This window comes from Silvanigrella paludirubra, assembly GCF_009208775.1.
Classification (GTDB): domain Bacteria; phylum Bdellovibrionota_B; class Oligoflexia; order Silvanigrellales; family Silvanigrellaceae; genus Silvanigrella; species Silvanigrella paludirubra.
Window position 1 is genome coordinate 51,966 of sequence record NZ_WFLM01000009.1, and the last position, 15,636, is coordinate 67,601.

Genomic DNA, 15,636 nt, shown 5'->3' on the forward strand with positions numbered 1-15,636 from the left:
CTTTAAATTTTAAAATTGACCTTCGTCGCATTGAAGACAGATAAGCCCCATGCGTCGCCACATGTCGACTACCTGTTTACGATCATCAACGCAAAAGGTCACGTCAAATCTTGGCTGAATGTGCAAATTATAAATCTCCTCCTTAATCACTGCATCCTGACGATAATCTTGGTCTTTTCTCATTAGTAATAAATCGTAGAATTGATCATGGGTAGCTAGCCATTCCTCGGTTATTGCCCTTGTAAACTCATTACGACCAGTAACTAATATTATTTTGTGAGAGCCTTTAAAGTTTGTAATAATTGAAGCGCACCATGTATTTAACTTGTCTTGAATTATATTTTCATCTTTTAAAAAAGACTTCCAATCCTTTTTTGAGCCTTCAATAAATTTTTTTCTATGTTCGCAATCTGCTAAAGTACCATCCAAATCAACAATAATTGCTTTTTGTTTCATTTTATTTTTCCTTGAAAATCAAAATAATCTTTTAATATTTGCATTACTCAAAAGGGAATATCATCTGTAATTGGACTAGAATTTGAACAAAATTCCGGCTCCTGATTATTATAATATTCATTATCATTTTGATTTGTACTTTGCGAGTTGCTTTCTAGAAATTGAATCGAGTTACTCAAAATTTCTGTTGTATAGCGTTTCTGTCCCTGTTGGTCTTGCCATGAACGAGTTTGAAGTTTTCCTTCAATATAAACGAGACGACCTTTTTTTAAGAACTTGTGTGCTATTTCTGCCAATTTTCCCCAAAGTATAACTCTGTGCCATTCTGTTTTTTCTTGCTTGATACCCTCTTTGATAAAACTTTCACTTGTAGCAATGCTAAGAGTGCAAACATTTTGTCCGCTTGTTGTGCTTCTAATTTCTGGATCTTGTCCTAATCTACCAACTAAAATAACTTTGTTCACGCTTGACATAAATTTTCCTTTTGTTTATTTTTTTATATTAATTTTTTAAAGCCCAATTTTTACACATTAATATATGTCCATTTTGTGCATCTTTCGGATGATTATAAGCGCTAAAATCTAATTCGATATATTCATCAACCTTAGGGCATCCGCATTTTTTAAATTCACCATTAGTTTTAAAGACCTTTGTCTCATAAAATCTTTCATCACCAATTTCTAAAAATATTTTATTATTTCTATCATACAGCTCTCCGATAGTAGAGATTAAAAATCCATTTGGGAGAAGTGTTGCTAAATTAAAGTCACAGTCATTTGCGCAAATATGATGTTGATGATGAGCAAGCCAAACCCATTTATCAAATTGATAATTATCGTTCATTATATATTCCTTTATTTTTTATTAAATTTTATTTTAAACTATTGCTAATACTTCTTCTCGGCCCGCTTTTGTTCCGCAAAGCATATCATCGCCTTTTCTGATTGCCTCTGATAAAGCTTTTTTATTAATTATTTTGATTGTTTTTTCTTCTATGAATTCTTTAGGAATTAATGTTTCTTCATTTTCGGAAACGACATTTTTTACTTCATTAAAATCAACAAGCCAATTAATCGCTTCAACTCCGCCTTTATTTCTAATTTTAAATGATTTAATTGAGCCATGAATTTCTCGAATATTATTTTCACGCATTATATCTAATGTTTTTTTATAAATATTATCTTGAGCTTTAATAAGTTTTGTTTGTCTCAGTTTGATATCTTTTATCATTTCATCAAAATGATTTATTTGAACATCTAAAGCATCAATTAAAAAAATTCTTCTATCAGCAGCGGCCCGTGAATTTATTTCAACAGCATCTAGCGAGGGTATTAAATCGTCCGGAATTTCTCCTGCTGTTATCTCAAGGTATTCCATAAATTCAGCTAGTTTTTTTTGAGTTTCAGCGAAAGGAATTTTTACAGGAATAATAGCAGTATCTTTTTTTGCCATGTCGGTTCTCCCTTTGGGAAAGTTTTTTCATCGTCACTGTGACGATAAAATTATTTTATACTAGATGTAAATTTTTGTCAACGGGTCGATATTATAAAAAATTTCCTAAATTTAATTTGACAAATATTTTAAATAAATATATTTTAAATTTGTTCCTTAGTCCGTTACATTAACTCAAATCCCAAAGGGAGAATCGAAAATGACACTACCAGTTAAAAAAAATGATATTCAAAAATCCGCCTCTTCAATCGCAAATTTTTCTCCAGAACAGATAAATGTTCTAAAAAACTCAATAGCCAAAGGCGCAACCGATGAAGAATTAGAGTTGTTCCTCTATACCTGTAAGAGAACAGGATTAGATCCATTCTCTCGTCAAATTTATTTAATCCAAAGAAAAACAAAAGATGATGATTCAAAAGAGAAAAAAAGTAATGGAGTTATACAAGTTTCAATTGATGGTTTTAGATCTATTGCTTCGAGAAATCCTGAATACGCAGGACAGACTACAACATTATTTTGTGGAAAAGATGGGAAGTGGACAGAAATTTGGACTCAAGAAGAATATCCATTTGCTGCAAAGGTTGGAATTTACAGAAAAGGATATCAAGAAGCAACTTATGCAATAGCAAAATGGGATTCTTATGTACAATGCTATTGGGTGAAAAATAATCATGGAAAAAACAGCCAAGAGGTTTCTTCTATGTGGAAAAAATTCCCAGAATTAATGCTAGGAAAATGTGCTGAAGCTTTAGCCTTAAGAAAAGCTTTTCCGAGTGATTTATCTGGGCTTTATACCGCTGATGAAATGGCCCAATCTAATAATGAAGTTATTGAAGCGCAAGAAGTAAAAGATGAGGCTCAGAAGCCTAAATTACCAAGCACAAAAGAATGGACAGAACAAAATAAAAAAATTACCGAGGTTCAACAAAAACAAATTGAAGAAGAAGTAAATACTCAGTCAGTCAAAAAAGTTCCTGCACAAGTCGCTCAAGCTCAAAAGGTTCTCGACAGAAAAGAAAAAGCACTTGAAGCGGAAGTGATTGATAACGAAATTGTTTATAATGGCTCAGAAGATCATAAAAGTAAGTTCAAGGAAATATTCAGATGCTTAAAAATATTTTCTGAGATAAAAAATGACATGGAAAAAACAGTAGAGCTAGCTACATATTTTAGCGAGCGGTGCCTTGGTGTTCCGTTGAAACATTTAAAAGAACATCTTATAAATATTGAAAATGATTACAAAATTAATCATTCCAAAGATATTTCAGCAGCTTAATGCTGCAACCTAGTATTTGAGAGTAATACTCTGATAAAAATAATCGACTATTTAAGATAAATAAAATGGATATTTTTTCTTATACTTAAGTTTTATAGAAAATGCTTGGTTTTGGAATTTATAATTATTTATTTTAATTAATTTTATAATTATAAATTACATACCATTAATAAATATAAATATCTTTATTGATTTATCAAAAAATATGTATATCAATAAACTCAATACAGAAACCTTCTGTATTAAATAAACTAAATTATTATTTATTTATATTTTACAAATATAAATTATAATTTTATTTGGAGAAGCAATGTTAAACGAATCGCTAGAAAGATTAAAATTTCTCAGGGAAGAAATATTAAATTTAAGCCTCAAAGATTTTTGCAGCAAATTCTCACTATCTTATAGCTATATGAGAAATATAGAGTGTGGAGAAAAAGTATTACCAAAGAGTAAGTCACTAGAAATAACTAAAAAAATTCAAAATTATGGATTTAATATTTCAGATGAATGGATCGAAACGGGCTACGGTTCTTGCCCCATAAGCTCTTTTTCAATTCTAAAAACTAATAAGTATATTAATTTTGACGATACAAATACAGAACAAAGGCATTGGTTAAAAACCATTTTAACAAGAATATTTCCATACAAATATGCATGTATTTCAACAAATGAAATGATGCCATTTTTAAAAAATGGAGACATTGTTTTTGGAGTTAATGGAGACCCTTCAAAGAATTTAGAACGATTGAATAATGAAATTGTAATTGCGCGGGTTGAAGATAATTTCACTTATGTAAGAAGACTTCGAATTGTTGAAAATAATGTTTTTTTAGTAGCAGATAATCTTGATAAAACAGATGATCCTGTTGTTAAAGTAAATAAAATTAATTGGATATCACCTATAATAATTCATAAAAAGCATGTTGGAAAAATCGAAATATTGGAGAATCAAAATGATTAAAATTAGATATATATATATGGGTGCATTTATCGAAGCATTTGACTTTTGTGTTTATTTAGTGTTTTCTCATGAGCTTTCAAAATTTCTACTTGGAAAAGAAAATTTATTTTTATCAATATTGATTTTTTCAATTTCATATATTGCAAGGCCATTTGGTTCTCTTTTTTTTGGAATTTTTGCTAAAAATCAAAAGAATGGAATCACAACATTTTTAAGAAATTCACCTCTCTGGATTGCAATTCCAACATTTATAATTGCATTTTGTCCAAGAAATGACTTTGGAATATATTTACTTTTAATTTGCCGCTTTATGCAAGGATTTATTTTTGGAGGAGAGAGCGGTTTAAGTTTTGTTTTTGCATATTTAAACGTGACTAAATACAAAAATACTGCGATTGCAGCGTTTCTAACAAGTGGTGCCGTTGCTATGGCTGCCTGCTTTATTTTAATTCCTCTAATTCCTTCATTATTTAATTTAGAATCTTGGAGATTAGCATTTATTATATCAGGAATTTTGAGTTTATTATTTGTTATTATTAGATCCAAGATTCCAAAAGTAAGTAACGAAAAATTTGAAACAAGTTCAAAAAATGTGAGCGCATTTAAAGCAATTTCATATATAATTATTTATGCTGCTATGTTCAATACAGTCCTAGCCTTTTTAACATCAGGTCAAAAATATATTAGCTTACCTCTAGCTATGTTAAGCATTTCTTTTTTATCAATTATATTTGGATATATATTTGATAAAATAAATATTCTAAGATTTTTAAAATTAATAAATGCTTTGGCTATTTTTCTATTGCTTATTTTAATGTACTTTAATTTAAATTTGTTAGCTTTTTTTACAGCATTTATAATGTGCTGTGCGCTAGGCGGCATTTCGATTTCTTCAGCTATAAAATATTTGTCAAATAGTAAAAGTTTATATCCAAAATTCGGATTAGTTTATAACACAGTCATGGGAAGCATGGGGGCGTTAGTCCCAATAATCAGGGAGGTATTTAAATCATGAAAGCTGTACCAAGGAAGGCGATATTAAACCCGAAAGAGAAAATGAAAGAATTCACAAAATTTTTCAATTCAAAAATTGATAAAGAAAAAAAGCTTGGGCTTAACGTTAATATGTTTACAGTCGCTATCAACGATGGCGAAAATAACATAATTTTAACAAATGCTGAACAATTGGTAAGCATATTTACAGAAAAAGAAATGCACCTATATTGTCCTAAATATAAAAAATTTGATCAGGATAATAAATCATCACTTTTATTGAGTTTAGAAGAGATTACAGTATCAAATAAAAGAGAAGTTGAAGCCGTTTATTCAAGGCAAAATTTCGACCAAATTATTAAACCACGCACAACTATTTTTGCAATGTATAATCAATATAGCAAAATTTTAAAAAGAAATATTCAAGCTTCGTTCACTATTGGGGTATCAAAAGAAAATTTAGACAAGAATGAATTTTTTTATAAGAATATAATTAACATTCATGAGATTTTTAATAACAGCTTAAACATAGCTTTAAATATAGATAAGTGTAAAAGAAAAAACATATTAAATACGCTGGAAATTATTTAAAAAGGTGACACGTGTCACCTTCGTTTGATTGCCCTTTGCTATTGATAGTATTAAAAAAAAAGAGACACTCTTTAGAGTGTCTCAATTGATTGCTTTAAATTCTCCGCTAGTTCCTGCCAGAAGTTGATGGAGAATTTCATAACAAATATAGATCTTACGATTTTTAGTTCGAAAGCGCTATAAATGCAATGATAGCATAGAACTAAAAGTCGTACAAGATCGTTAATTCAAGGACGATTTATATGACTACTCAAAATTGTTGTGATCTTTCAAAATCCAAAACCAGAAAAACATATAAAAATAAACTAATTTTAAAACCAATGCGGGAAGGTTACACTCACAATCACGCAAAAAATGAAGCTTACAATGGTGGTAGATCTTTAAGGGCAATTTGGACAAATCCAAATATCACTTCAACTCAAAGTTTAGTTTTATTATGTATTTCTTCACATTTGGATTTTAAAAAAGATTTTAAATCTTGGATAAAAATTTCAATCTCTCAAATTGCTTCCGAAACTAAATTAGGCGTAAGAACAGTCCATAAAATCATTTCCGAATTAATAAAATTGGAATATTTAAATAAGCAAAGAAATTTTTCCCAAAAAACTTTTTTACAAGAGGAAAGTAGTTTTTGCTTAACTAATAAGCTTTTTGATGAGCATGTAAATTATTTACAAAAAAGTTTAGTTCCTACCTCGAATCACAATGAGCATGTAAAAGAGTACAAATTTCAAAAATCTCTAAAAAGTAGCAATAAAAAAATTTTACAGTCCGCAACTCCTGCAAAGCAAGTCCGCACACCTTACACATCTAATATGCACGACATGCAAAGTAAGGTTGTACGAGATGCAGACATTTTCCCCTTAGATCTTTCCTCTTTAAAACTTTCCCCTCAAAATTCTCCAATGTGTGAAGAAAAAATTTCACACACAATTGAAAATCCTATTGCTTATAAAAGTAACAACTCAGAATTAAAGCAAGTGGGAATTATAATTTGCGAATTACTTAAGCAAAAGCAAAAAAGGAAGTTTATCCCAAATATGGAATGCGAAAGCTTAATAGCTAAAGCTAAGCTTCACCTAGATCTTAACAACTGTGATCAATTTTTATCTTTCGCTAAAGCTGCCATAGCTAATGAGCATTACAACAATTTAAATAACTCTAAGAATATCGAAAGTATTTTCATTAATGAAGTAAAAAGTTTTATTGATAACAAAGAATATATTGCTTCTTTTAAAGCTAAAGAGATTACCGAATGCAAAAAAGAATCAATCGAGCAAATAGCAAATCGTTTTAAAGCACCTGTGGAGCAATTTTTAGGACAGGCCTTAACCAGTGTTCATGCAAAACAAAATGAGCCTTTAAAAGCTAAAGAAACACGTCAATCAAGTTTAACTGATGGCTTAAGCGATTCTGCTTTAGCTTGGTACAAAAATTTAGATAGAGCAAATAAAATCATTGTTCAAAAAGAAATCAAAAAGCATGGTCCCGCAAAATTTTCATCTTTAATTCTTCCAAGCATCAAATCTTATAAAAATTTCGTTACAAGCTTTAAATTTGAAGCGAGGGCAGCATGACTATAAATAAAAATTGTTACGTTTGCGATTTTCCTGTCCCTTATTCGAAAACTAGAAGTGGAAAGTATTATTGTGAAAAACATCATGTGTGCGCTGTAGAAAAAACAAGAATTCTTAAAAAAAGAGGACGCAAAAAATTAGATGAAGAACAAAAGCAATTAAGCATACAAAATAAAAAAGAAAATCAGAGAATATATAACCGTTCTTATTACATTGAAAGGGTCTTACCGGAAAGAAACAAAATCGTTAAAAATATTCAAGACAAAAAATCGACACATGGAACTTTTTAATTTACTTTTGCAATAGAACTCTTTTATAAAATCGTTCCTTTAGGAATAACCGAATTAAAAGAGTTCTTAATAAAAAAACATTCCCTAAGGGAGTACCGATTAATGCAAAGTATTAAAATAATTAATACTTCAAATAATGAAGTATTTTATGCTACAGAAAAATCAGCAGGCTTTGATATTGCAGCGAATGAAAATGTTTTACTTTTGCCGCTGCAAGTTAAAAAAATAAAAACAGGATTATTTTGGAAAATAGAAGATGATTCTGATTTATTAAGCACAACAGCAGCCGCTAAATTAGCACGATGCAGTCCTACAACTATCCGAAGAATGTGTGCCAAGGGCGATCTTAAATATGAAAATGTAAATAAGAAAATTTTAATAAATAAAGAACATCTTTTATCTTATCTTGATAGCGATGAAATAATTGATTTATCAGATAAGTTTGAGCTTCAAATAAGACCTCGTAGCTCATCCCTCCTTAAAGAAAAACTTCATATCCAACTTGGCACTATCGATCCTGATTATACAGGAGAGATTTGCATTATAGTTCAAAATCTTTCCTTTAAACCTAAACTAATTTTTAAAGGCGAGCGCATAGCTCAAGGCGTTATTTCAAATATCCACACCGCAAATAATTTAATCAATAAAAAAATAATACGCAAAAATAATGGCTTTGGGAGCACTGGAAAATGAGCAATTTACATAGAGAATATATTGAAAAAATTGATGATATAACAAAGTCATACGCAAAGATGAAAAAGTTAGTACGTGAAAATAATGTTCAAAAAAATATCGCAAAAAATCAAAATATTTATGTTTCATTATTAAACTTAAAAAAATCCATTGAAAACTTAATGTTTATTTATCAGAGAGATAGAGCATGAATAATGAAGATAATAAAAAAATATTATCTATTAAGCCATACAATAAAAGCGAAACTAAACTAAATGCAAGAATGATAAAAGAAATTAATAAGTCTAGAAGGATTCTTGGTTTAAAAGATTTAGTCCAAAAAAATAGAAATTGTATAAGTTGCAAGAAATTAATTAAAGAAACAACTTCAGAGCGATTGTGCGAAAGATGTAGATTTATAGCTAACAATATTTATGAATAAAGAGATAATAAAATGAATAATACTGAATCAATCGAGAACTTAAAAGATGAAAATAATCAATTAAAAATTGAGATAGATAACTTAAAGAGAGATAAAAAATTATTAATTAACACCATAGAAAAAATGGCAAGTCAAGCAAGATCTCAACTTCACAGTTTAGAAAAAACTTTAGATTTATTTAGAGTTTTTAATCAAAAAATTAAATGCGCACCACCTTCAGGAGTTGAGCGCCCAAAAGGTTCTCTTGATGAATCAAATATCATTAAAAAATCATGGAGAAAATAAAATGGAAGATATTCATCTAAAAATTAATGATAAAAATTCAAAATATAGAGCTAAAATTTATATGAAAAATAAATCATCTGATTTTACTAATTTTAATGAAATTGAAAAAGAATTAAAAAATAAAAATATAAAAAAAGGATTGATATTTTTTGATTTATCCAAAAGAAACTTTCCAGAAAAGAATTGCTTTTTTGAAATCTATTACAATGGAGAACGATTCATAGATGGAACATGGAAACAAGTAAATCAAGAGGAAAGAATATGAAAAAAAATAATTCAAATACTGAACATAAAACATTTAAGACAAGAATTCCTAGAAATATTCGGAGTTTTGCAATTAATAATTTCGGTGTTGAATTTAGAGTAGCTGAGACTTTAGAGAAAGCTAATATAATAGGATTACCTGAAGAAGCAAATAAACATGATGCTTTATATATAGAAAAATCAGCAGTTGTTTTTGTAAAAAAATTTACAGAATTTGATCCTACAGACTTAAATTTTATTTTACTTCATGAACTTGGACACGCAATTTTAGATTTTTATAAAAACGAAGCAGGACTTAAAATTGAAGAAAGAGATGAAGAAATCAAAGCGAATGGAATTGCGTTTGCTATTGCAGCACTTTTAAAAATTCCAGTTTCAGAAACGATGATTAAAAATTTAAATAGATTTTTGTGTTTGAGTGAAGGCGAACAAATTCAGTGGGAATTTTAAGGAGATATTATGACTATAAATATAATTGAAGGAAATAAAGCATCAGATATATATTTAAAACTAAACTTAAAAAGTCGTCAAAAAGTTGAAGAAATAGCTTCTGCAAGTAGAATAAATATTAATTATCAACTGGTATTTAAAGCATATATAGAAGAAAGATTTTCTGAAAATGAGATAACAAAAGAGAGCCAAGATAAATGCTCATTAATCAGAAATAAATGCAAAGAATTAGCTTGTTTTTTAGTTGATACAATTCCTGATAGTCGTGAATTATCAACGGCATTAACAAGTTTAGAAACTACAATGTTTTTTGCGGAAGCAGGAATTCAAAGAAGTTAATGGGAGTATATACAATATGAACTATAATAGGATTGATAAAAGAAAAAACAAAATATTATTAGATTATTATGTAATTGCGGTTGAAAAATTAGGCAATGTAACAACTGTATCAAAAAAATCAAAAATCGCTGTAAATACATTAGAAAAAATAGCAAAAGGCGAATCAATAACAACAAGAACATTTCAAAAATTAGAGTCTTTTGTTTTAAATTTAACTTAAATAAGGAATTATAAAATGATTGAATATTTAGCAATTGTAAATATAACGGCCACAGTTTTATTGATTATCAGATTTGTATGTTTTTTTGTAATTAAATACGTAATTAAAACCAAATTTAAAATAACTGATATAATTAATTATTTTATTTCTCCAGAATATGGAGCTTTGAAGCTAGCAATTGAAAATAAAGAATTAGAATCAGAAATTAATTTCTTAAATATTAAAATCAAGTCCCTCGAAATTAAAGTTAAAGATTATAAATTAGTTATTATGGAAAAATCAAATAACGAGCTAGCACAATAAGATAAAAATTATATTTAGATAAAAGGAAATTAAATGAATACTTTATCAGCAAAAAATGAAAACGAAGCTCTTGAAATTTTAATGACTAATTTAGATGACTCGAAAACAATCACAGATGAATTTTTAGCCGAATTTGCAGGAATCGAAAAACATCATTTCAACCGCAAGGCAGATCAACTTTTTAAAATGGATATTATTGGCAATTACAATAAAGTAACAATAGGTAAGAGTATTTCCGTAAAACAACCTACTCAAAAAATAATCAGAAAATATTCTCTTACTGATGTTATTATTATTTTGAGCCAATATGAGAACAGACACCAAAGAAGGGCTTTAAAAATATGTAGGCTAGCTCTACAAAAGTTTGTTAATGAATCGATACAAGTAAACAAACCAGTATTGCATAAAAATAGTACAATCTCAGTCCCTTTGTACATTGAAGACATGTTTGGGGGATTAGTGAAAATCGGCTCTACGGTTCGGAATATTATTGATTTAAATTATGAAGAATTCATAGAAGCAAAATTAATTCATATTCAAAAAACAATCGCGGGATTACAAAAGAAGCAAGAAAAGTTTACAGAAGAATTAATGCAAATAAAAAACTCAAAATTAAATAAAGTTGCTAGGGCTGTTCAAGAATTAAATGCGTGTGGGCTGTAAAAAATAGGCTTAAAACTAGAGCGGCCAGTACCTAAGTACTGACCCCTACTCGATTACCGATATGCTGTAATGTGCATACAGACCCATAGAATAACACTTATTAAATAAAAAGCAAGAAGAAAGAATTAACTATGTCTTCAGGTTCATTTATTAGATTGTCTTATCCATTAAGCGCAAAATTAGGGATATCAAAATCATTGGTATTACAAAAGATTATTGATTGGGTTTCAATGAATAAAAGCAACCCCAATATGAAAAAGGGTAATGCTATTTGGGTTAAAAGATCGGCACAAGAACTATCACAAGATTTAGATGGTAATTTATCAGCTAGAAGCATCGAGCGACATTTGTCAGAGCTAGTTAATGATGGATGGGTTATTAAAGAAAATTTTAATATAAATAATTTTGATAGAACTTGCTGGTACACACCAAACGGCCGCATGATCAACCAAGCAACCAAAGAATGGAATTCTGAACAAACCGACATTAGATCGGAATCAGAGACCGACAATTTGAGTAAGAGCTGCACACAAAATGAGTATTCAGATATACGCAACGATATCAATTCTCCCAACACTATAATAACAGATAAAGAATATAAAAAGATAATAGAAGAAGAACAGATAAATATTGAAAAAAATATTTCTGATCTAAAAAAGACTAAAATCAGAGTCGTAAAAACGAATGAAAAAAAACTTGATGATCGAACCTCTCAAATGCTCAAGTCAGGGATAGATGCATTCGTAAAATCTTACGAACATCGTTACAAAGCAAAATTCCTAGACTTCGCAACTCTAAGCAGGTCCATTCAATCTATTATAAAAAAAATGGGCGCTACATTTTCAGAGCAAAATTTAATTGATTGCGTGAATTGTTATTTGCGATCTCAAAATTCATGGCATGTCACCAAAGGTCACTCACCGATTTACCTCGCTGGTGACATTCAAAATATTTTTGCAGCGGCTCAGAATAATAGGAATGTAGCAACATCTTTACAGGCAAAAAAAGGCGATGTTTCTCAAACAATCGACTCAAACATCATGAACGCTTTAAATTCTCTTAAAAAAGAAATGAATAGCGAAATTTTGGATATTTAAAAAAGAGGTGACAAATGAAACCAAGTGAAGATTTTAAAAAATTTAATAAAATAAATGCACTTTATAAAGCAAAAATGACTATCACTCAAAAGTTACACGGGACAAACGCTTTAATTTATATCTATTTTGATGGGATGACAGGAAATTTAGATTTAATTTGTGGATCTAGAACTCGCTGGATAACTCCTCAAGATGATAATTATGGATTTGCTAAATTTATTCATGAAAATAAAGAAGAATTTATAGATAAATTAGGGGAAGGATATCATTACGGTGAATGGGTAGGATTTGGGATAAATTCAGGAGAAGGTTTAGATAATCGAAATCTAATTTTATTTGATTGGCAAAAATTTCATAATAAGCCTCTTCCAGAGAGAACAAATACTATTCCAGTTTTATATCATGGAGAAATAAACTTTAATATAATTAATGAAAAAATGGAATATTTAAAAAATAATGGTTCAGAATTAGTTAAAGGTTTTATGAATGTTGAGGGAATCGTTATTGATATTAACGGAGTAAAGTATAAAAAAGTTTTTAACCCAGAGGAAACAAAATGGATTTCATCAAAGTCTGATAAGAAAATGAAACAAGACAATTTAGTTTTTGATTACTTATTACAGCATAACAGATTAGAAAATTTGCTATCTAAAGATGAACGATATTTAAAAGAATTTCCAAAATCTATAGGTTTAATAATTAATGATTACACCTCTGATTTGCTAAGTGAAGAACAAATTGATGAAAATATCTACAATCAGAACTTAAAAAAAATAAAAAGAGAAGTTGGGTATTTTGTAGTGGATTTAATAAAAAGTAAATTATTAAAACAAAGCAAAGCAAGCTAAAATATATAACATAAAGAACTTTTAAAAATGATTTTTATTATTGATACAGACAAAGAAAAGATGTTTAAAAAATATAAAGAATTAACATATCACTCTAAGAATTGTCCTGCATGTAAAAAAGAATTATGGGAAAATGGTACATTTGAATTCTTTGTCTCAAAAGAACATCGCGGATTTATTAGAACATGTAATGCTTGCATGAAAAGTCAGACCTTATTAACTCCAAAAAAATTAATTGATCAAATAAAACTCAGAAATACAATAAATAATTTAAAAAATAGATTAGGACTAACAAAATGAATGAAAAAGAATTTAGTGCAGAATATATTAGAGAACTCAGAGCCTCAGAGCTTCAAAAAGAAAAAGAAGAATTTGATATTAAATATGATAAATTAATTAATAAAATAAAAAATTTAATATTAAAAAATTCTTCAGAAGATAAAAAATATCTTCTAATCACAAATGATGATTGTTCTGAATTTAATAAGATTATTAAAAATAAAAATGGAGGCGAAAATCTTGTTAATTATTTTAATTCATTGGGGTTTAAAACGGAATTTACACATACAAGAGAAAGACGCATTAATGGTAAAGAAATAGCTGAACTTAAAATTAAATGGTAATAAATTATGGACAACTTTGAAAAAAAATGTGCGACAATTATTCGTGAAATTTGTCAGCGGTGTGAAAGAAGCCTTTCAGAAAATTATATAAAGTCATGGCTCAAAAGTTGTATTAAACTCGGAGAAAAGAAAGCTCTTTTTGCGCTTGGAGAAATTTATAAGAAAGCAAAACAAGGTTACATGATTCCCTCGATATTTGAATTTGAACAGCTTGCAGAATCAGAAACAGAACCAAGTTTGCAAATTGCTGAACGAATTGTAAGAGGCATGCAATTGTATGGCGCATATAATCACGATAAAGCTAAAGATTATGTGGGTGAACTTGGATGGAAAATTGTACAAAACAACGGAGGATGGCAAGAGATGTGTTACACTACGAATATGAATCATATTTATTATGTTAAGAAAGATTTACAGAAGCAGATTAAAATATTTAAAAAAGAAGAAAAAAATTTAAAATTAATTACATAAAAAAAAGAAAGCCTCAGGCTGGCCGCTAGAAGCTTTAATTAACTTTTGCATAGGATGAAAAGCTATTTTATTTTTAATTCAGATCTGATTTTCTTGCAAGAAACCAATGCAGTCAATTGACGGCAATACGAATTTCTTCTTAATCTATTTTTTCTAAAATCCTTATTTTATATGAATAACTTTTTTCTAGTAGGATAAGTTTAGGGTTTTTGGGTGGAAGCCTTAATTATTAAAATTAGATCTTCAATAGAATGAAGATGATTGTAGAATTCTGGATCTGTTACAGGGACCCGACGATTTCTATACATATTTTTGCTATGAATAGGCTCATAACCTCTTAGCGCTAGTAATCGATGTAATTCATGGCTAAAAATTGTTAATTTTTCAAATTCTATATTTATTTCAACTTTTTCTATTGGTTCGAGTGCATCATAATGAATACCTGTTTCTCTTCTTTTTTTTGATTTTTCATGAAGCAGAACTATGTAATTAAATATTTTAGTTTCGTTATCTGTGAGCTTATATTTTATCATATTATTATCCTTTCTTAAAATTAAACAAAACTTGGACAATTTTGAATATAATTTTGGAATTTTGAAATTGAAAGCTTGGTTTTTTCAAGGGGGAAAATATTTTTAAAGTTTATCAAAAACAGACTTAAGTATATGATTTTGTTTTTATAAATTGAGTTTAATTTTTTTACTTTATAAGAGGGGGTTAAAATAGGAACTCTCTTTGAGTCTGACGCTGCAACTAAACGTCATTTATCAATTACAGAAATTTCTGGGTTTAGCGCTTACAAATCTTTTTAGGTTGGTAAATTCTATTTTGGTTTAATTTAAAAAACCTTAGCAGTCAATTGACTGCTAAAAAAAATTTGATTTTTGGTCTCGCATGAAATATTTTAAAGATCTTCTGAATGCGCCTTTGTTATGATTTAATTTCATAATTCTACCGTTGCAGGTTTAAATGGGTACGTTTTATAAACCTTGAAGGGCGTCGGAAACTCATTCAAGGTTTTATTCAGTGATAATTTAGCTCATCTGCCAAGAGCAGAAAGAGATAGCCCCGCGCTCTGCCTGGGGCTTTTTTATTTTGTTATGTAATTTTTTTAAAATATTTGGCAGTCAATTGACTGCAATTGAATTTGTATTTTTAACTTTTTTAAGTTAATGTAAAATTTCCTTTCATTGTATAATTATAGCTTTAAAGCCCCAAATTCCGATTGGGGCTTTTTTTAATCAGTAAAAACAATATGGGCTTTTTTTCCGTTACAAAACGCAATATGAGCAATGGTTTCTAATGTTAAGTTGCCTTCGCCTTTAATAATTTTTGAAGCCATGGATAAGCTTAAATCATG

The 15,636-nt window shown here is 28.8% G+C and carries 26 protein-coding genes; 21 read left to right on the forward strand and 5 right to left on the reverse strand.

Going from position 1 to position 15,636, the window contains the following annotated elements; translation table 11 throughout:
• Positions 1 to 9: 9 nt before the first annotated feature.
• The 4 genes from GCL60_RS17055 to GCL60_RS17070 are packed head-to-tail and all read right to left on the reverse strand — an operon-like array spanning position 10 to position 1,908.
• A complete protein-coding gene (locus tag GCL60_RS17055; protein WP_153421891.1) occupies positions 10 to 456 on the reverse strand; it encodes a phosphatase domain-containing protein in 447 nt (148 codons plus the stop codon).
• A gap of 47 nt (positions 457 to 503) precedes the next feature.
• Entirely contained in the window at positions 504 to 929 is a 426-nt protein-coding gene (locus GCL60_RS17060) for a single-stranded DNA-binding protein (protein WP_153421892.1), read from the reverse strand.
• Positions 930 to 957: 28 nt separating this feature from the next.
• The gene (locus GCL60_RS17065; protein WP_153421893.1) at positions 958 to 1,299 is read right to left on the reverse strand and encodes a hypothetical protein; all 342 of its coding nucleotides are present in this window, start codon (positions 1,297 to 1,299) and stop codon (positions 958 to 960) included.
• A gap of 33 nt (positions 1,300 to 1,332) precedes the next feature.
• Complete coding sequence (locus tag GCL60_RS17070; protein WP_153421894.1) at positions 1,333 to 1,908, reverse strand: siphovirus Gp157 family protein; 576 nt, start codon at positions 1,906 to 1,908, stop codon at positions 1,333 to 1,335.
• A gap of 199 nt (positions 1,909 to 2,107) precedes the next feature.
• On the opposite strand from GCL60_RS17070, the gene bet reads away from it, so the two are divergent.
• The 21 genes from bet (at position 2,108) to GCL60_RS17175 (ending at position 14,276) form a co-directional block, all read left to right on the forward strand.
• Positions 2,108 to 3,184, forward strand: a complete 1,077-nt coding sequence (bet, locus tag GCL60_RS17075; protein ID WP_153421895.1) for a phage recombination protein Bet — start codon at positions 2,108 to 2,110, stop codon at positions 3,182 to 3,184.
• Between the two features lie 310 nt (positions 3,185 to 3,494).
• The gene (locus tag GCL60_RS17080) at positions 3,495 to 4,148 is read left to right on the forward strand and encodes a S24 family peptidase (RefSeq protein WP_153421896.1); all 654 of its coding nucleotides are present in this window, start codon (positions 3,495 to 3,497) and stop codon (positions 4,146 to 4,148) included.
• Positions 4,141 to 5,163: an MFS transporter gene (locus GCL60_RS17085; RefSeq protein WP_153421897.1), complete on the forward strand. Its 1,023-nt coding sequence runs from the start codon at positions 4,141 to 4,143 to the stop codon at positions 5,161 to 5,163. The genes GCL60_RS17080 and GCL60_RS17085 overlap by 8 nt, the downstream gene beginning before the upstream one ends.
• Positions 5,160 to 5,732, forward strand: coding sequence for a hypothetical protein (locus GCL60_RS17090; RefSeq protein WP_153421898.1), 573 nt, complete (start codon positions 5,160 to 5,162; stop codon positions 5,730 to 5,732). Before GCL60_RS17085 ends, GCL60_RS17090 begins: the two co-directional genes overlap by 4 nt.
• A 242-nt stretch (positions 5,733 to 5,974) precedes the next feature.
• Complete coding sequence (locus tag GCL60_RS17095; RefSeq protein ID WP_153421899.1) at positions 5,975 to 7,309, forward strand: hypothetical protein; 1,335 nt, start codon at positions 5,975 to 5,977, stop codon at positions 7,307 to 7,309.
• Complete coding sequence (locus tag GCL60_RS17100; RefSeq protein ID WP_153421900.1) at positions 7,306 to 7,599, forward strand: hypothetical protein; 294 nt, start codon at positions 7,306 to 7,308, stop codon at positions 7,597 to 7,599. Before GCL60_RS17095 ends, GCL60_RS17100 begins: the two co-directional genes overlap by 4 nt.
• A 102-nt stretch (positions 7,600 to 7,701) precedes the next feature.
• The gene (locus tag GCL60_RS17105; RefSeq protein ID WP_153421901.1) at positions 7,702 to 8,292 is read left to right on the forward strand and encodes a helix-turn-helix domain-containing protein; all 591 of its coding nucleotides are present in this window, start codon (positions 7,702 to 7,704) and stop codon (positions 8,290 to 8,292) included.
• The gene (locus tag GCL60_RS17110) at positions 8,289 to 8,483 is read left to right on the forward strand and encodes a hypothetical protein (protein ID WP_153421902.1); all 195 of its coding nucleotides are present in this window, start codon (positions 8,289 to 8,291) and stop codon (positions 8,481 to 8,483) included. Before GCL60_RS17105 ends, GCL60_RS17110 begins: the two co-directional genes overlap by 4 nt.
• Positions 8,480 to 8,713 carry a hypothetical protein gene (locus GCL60_RS17115; protein WP_153421903.1) on the forward strand — a complete coding sequence of 78 codons (234 nt, stop codon included), beginning with the start codon at positions 8,480 to 8,482 and terminating at the stop codon, positions 8,711 to 8,713. Before GCL60_RS17110 ends, GCL60_RS17115 begins: the two co-directional genes overlap by 4 nt.
• 12 nt (positions 8,714 to 8,725) lie before the next feature.
• Positions 8,726 to 8,998, forward strand: a complete 273-nt coding sequence (locus GCL60_RS17120; protein ID WP_153421904.1) for a hypothetical protein — start codon at positions 8,726 to 8,728, stop codon at positions 8,996 to 8,998.
• 1 nt (position 8,999) lies between these two features.
• On the forward strand, positions 9,000 to 9,263 hold the full coding sequence (locus GCL60_RS17125) for a type II toxin-antitoxin system RnlB family antitoxin (protein WP_161998268.1): 264 nt from the start codon (positions 9,000 to 9,002) through the stop codon (positions 9,261 to 9,263).
• Complete coding sequence (locus GCL60_RS17130) at positions 9,260 to 9,712, forward strand: ImmA/IrrE family metallo-endopeptidase (RefSeq protein WP_153421906.1); 453 nt, start codon at positions 9,260 to 9,262, stop codon at positions 9,710 to 9,712. The genes GCL60_RS17125 and GCL60_RS17130 overlap by 4 nt, the downstream gene beginning before the upstream one ends.
• Positions 9,713 to 9,721: 9 nt before the next feature.
• On the forward strand, positions 9,722 to 10,051 hold the full coding sequence (locus GCL60_RS17135; protein WP_153421907.1) for an Acb2/Tad1 domain-containing protein: 330 nt from the start codon (positions 9,722 to 9,724) through the stop codon (positions 10,049 to 10,051).
• A gap of 16 nt (positions 10,052 to 10,067) precedes the next feature.
• A complete protein-coding gene (locus GCL60_RS17140) occupies positions 10,068 to 10,271 on the forward strand; it encodes a hypothetical protein (RefSeq protein WP_153421908.1) in 204 nt (67 codons plus the stop codon).
• Positions 10,272 to 10,286: 15 nt separating this feature from the next.
• Positions 10,287 to 10,574 (forward strand): hypothetical protein, encoded by a 288-nt coding sequence (locus GCL60_RS17145; RefSeq protein ID WP_153421909.1) that lies wholly within the window; start codon positions 10,287 to 10,289, stop codon positions 10,572 to 10,574.
• Between the two features lie 33 nt (positions 10,575 to 10,607).
• Positions 10,608 to 11,237, forward strand: a complete 630-nt coding sequence (locus GCL60_RS17150) for a hypothetical protein (protein ID WP_153421910.1) — start codon at positions 10,608 to 10,610, stop codon at positions 11,235 to 11,237.
• Positions 11,238 to 11,368: 131 nt separating this feature from the next.
• Positions 11,369 to 12,334 carry a hypothetical protein gene (locus GCL60_RS17155; RefSeq protein ID WP_153421911.1) on the forward strand — a complete coding sequence of 322 codons (966 nt, stop codon included), beginning with the start codon at positions 11,369 to 11,371 and terminating at the stop codon, positions 12,332 to 12,334.
• A gap of 14 nt (positions 12,335 to 12,348) precedes the next feature.
• Positions 12,349 to 13,182 carry an RNA ligase family protein gene (locus GCL60_RS17160; protein WP_153421912.1) on the forward strand — a complete coding sequence of 278 codons (834 nt, stop codon included), beginning with the start codon at positions 12,349 to 12,351 and terminating at the stop codon, positions 13,180 to 13,182.
• A 27-nt stretch (positions 13,183 to 13,209) separates the two neighbouring features.
• Complete coding sequence (locus GCL60_RS17165; RefSeq protein WP_153421913.1) at positions 13,210 to 13,482, forward strand: hypothetical protein; 273 nt, start codon at positions 13,210 to 13,212, stop codon at positions 13,480 to 13,482.
• Positions 13,479 to 13,805, forward strand: coding sequence for a hypothetical protein (locus GCL60_RS17170; protein ID WP_153421914.1), 327 nt, complete (start codon positions 13,479 to 13,481; stop codon positions 13,803 to 13,805). The genes GCL60_RS17165 and GCL60_RS17170 overlap by 4 nt, the downstream gene beginning before the upstream one ends.
• A 6-nt stretch (positions 13,806 to 13,811) precedes the next feature.
• Complete coding sequence (locus tag GCL60_RS17175) at positions 13,812 to 14,276, forward strand: hypothetical protein (RefSeq protein WP_153421915.1); 465 nt, start codon at positions 13,812 to 13,814, stop codon at positions 14,274 to 14,276.
• Positions 14,277 to 14,476: 200 nt separating this feature from the next.
• Here the strand turns inward: GCL60_RS17175 and GCL60_RS17180 are convergent, their stop codons facing one another.
• Positions 14,477 to 14,809: a hypothetical protein gene (locus tag GCL60_RS17180; RefSeq protein ID WP_153421916.1), complete on the reverse strand. Its 333-nt coding sequence runs from the start codon at positions 14,807 to 14,809 to the stop codon at positions 14,477 to 14,479.
• Positions 14,810 to 15,636: the final 827 nt, after the last annotated feature.

What these genes read in the sequence shown, in the direction of transcription:
- GCL60_RS17055 (WP_153421891.1), bottom strand. Translation starts at nt 456, where the DNA reads ATGAAACAAAAAGCAATTATTGTTGATTTGGATGGTACTTTAGCAGAT.
- GCL60_RS17060 (WP_153421892.1), bottom strand. Translation starts at nt 929, where the DNA reads ATGTCAAGCGTGAACAAAGTTATTTTAGTTGGTAGATTAGGACAAGAT.
- GCL60_RS17065 (WP_153421893.1), bottom strand. Translation starts at nt 1,299, where the DNA reads ATGAACGATAATTATCAATTTGATAAATGGGTTTGGCTTGCTCATCAT.
- GCL60_RS17070 (WP_153421894.1), bottom strand. Translation starts at nt 1,908, where the DNA reads ATGGCAAAAAAAGATACTGCTATTATTCCTGTAAAAATTCCTTTCGCT.
- bet (WP_153421895.1), top strand. Translation starts at nt 2,108, where the DNA reads ATGACACTACCAGTTAAAAAAAATGATATTCAAAAATCCGCCTCTTCA.
- GCL60_RS17080 (WP_153421896.1), top strand. Translation starts at nt 3,495, where the DNA reads ATGTTAAACGAATCGCTAGAAAGATTAAAATTTCTCAGGGAAGAAATA.
- GCL60_RS17085 (WP_153421897.1), top strand. Translation starts at nt 4,141, where the DNA reads ATGATTAAAATTAGATATATATATATGGGTGCATTTATCGAAGCATTT.
- GCL60_RS17090 (WP_153421898.1), top strand. Translation starts at nt 5,160, where the DNA reads ATGAAAGCTGTACCAAGGAAGGCGATATTAAACCCGAAAGAGAAAATG.
- GCL60_RS17095 (WP_153421899.1), top strand. Translation starts at nt 5,975, where the DNA reads ATGACTACTCAAAATTGTTGTGATCTTTCAAAATCCAAAACCAGAAAA.
- GCL60_RS17100 (WP_153421900.1), top strand. Translation starts at nt 7,306, where the DNA reads ATGACTATAAATAAAAATTGTTACGTTTGCGATTTTCCTGTCCCTTAT.
- GCL60_RS17105 (WP_153421901.1), top strand. Translation starts at nt 7,702, where the DNA reads ATGCAAAGTATTAAAATAATTAATACTTCAAATAATGAAGTATTTTAT.
- GCL60_RS17110 (WP_153421902.1), top strand. Translation starts at nt 8,289, where the DNA reads ATGAGCAATTTACATAGAGAATATATTGAAAAAATTGATGATATAACA.
- GCL60_RS17115 (WP_153421903.1), top strand. Translation starts at nt 8,480, where the DNA reads ATGAATAATGAAGATAATAAAAAAATATTATCTATTAAGCCATACAAT.
- GCL60_RS17120 (WP_153421904.1), top strand. Translation starts at nt 8,726, where the DNA reads ATGAATAATACTGAATCAATCGAGAACTTAAAAGATGAAAATAATCAA.
- GCL60_RS17125 (WP_161998268.1), top strand. Translation starts at nt 9,000, where the DNA reads ATGGAAGATATTCATCTAAAAATTAATGATAAAAATTCAAAATATAGA.
- GCL60_RS17130 (WP_153421906.1), top strand. Translation starts at nt 9,260, where the DNA reads ATGAAAAAAAATAATTCAAATACTGAACATAAAACATTTAAGACAAGA.
- GCL60_RS17135 (WP_153421907.1), top strand. Translation starts at nt 9,722, where the DNA reads ATGACTATAAATATAATTGAAGGAAATAAAGCATCAGATATATATTTA.
- GCL60_RS17140 (WP_153421908.1), top strand. Translation starts at nt 10,068, where the DNA reads ATGAACTATAATAGGATTGATAAAAGAAAAAACAAAATATTATTAGAT.
- GCL60_RS17145 (WP_153421909.1), top strand. Translation starts at nt 10,287, where the DNA reads ATGATTGAATATTTAGCAATTGTAAATATAACGGCCACAGTTTTATTG.
- GCL60_RS17150 (WP_153421910.1), top strand. Translation starts at nt 10,608, where the DNA reads ATGAATACTTTATCAGCAAAAAATGAAAACGAAGCTCTTGAAATTTTA.
- GCL60_RS17155 (WP_153421911.1), top strand. Translation starts at nt 11,369, where the DNA reads ATGTCTTCAGGTTCATTTATTAGATTGTCTTATCCATTAAGCGCAAAA.
- GCL60_RS17160 (WP_153421912.1), top strand. Translation starts at nt 12,349, where the DNA reads ATGAAACCAAGTGAAGATTTTAAAAAATTTAATAAAATAAATGCACTT.
- GCL60_RS17165 (WP_153421913.1), top strand. Translation starts at nt 13,210, where the DNA reads ATGATTTTTATTATTGATACAGACAAAGAAAAGATGTTTAAAAAATAT.
- GCL60_RS17170 (WP_153421914.1), top strand. Translation starts at nt 13,479, where the DNA reads ATGAATGAAAAAGAATTTAGTGCAGAATATATTAGAGAACTCAGAGCC.
- GCL60_RS17175 (WP_153421915.1), top strand. Translation starts at nt 13,812, where the DNA reads ATGGACAACTTTGAAAAAAAATGTGCGACAATTATTCGTGAAATTTGT.
- GCL60_RS17180 (WP_153421916.1), bottom strand. Translation starts at nt 14,809, where the DNA reads ATGATAAAATATAAGCTCACAGATAACGAAACTAAAATATTTAATTAC.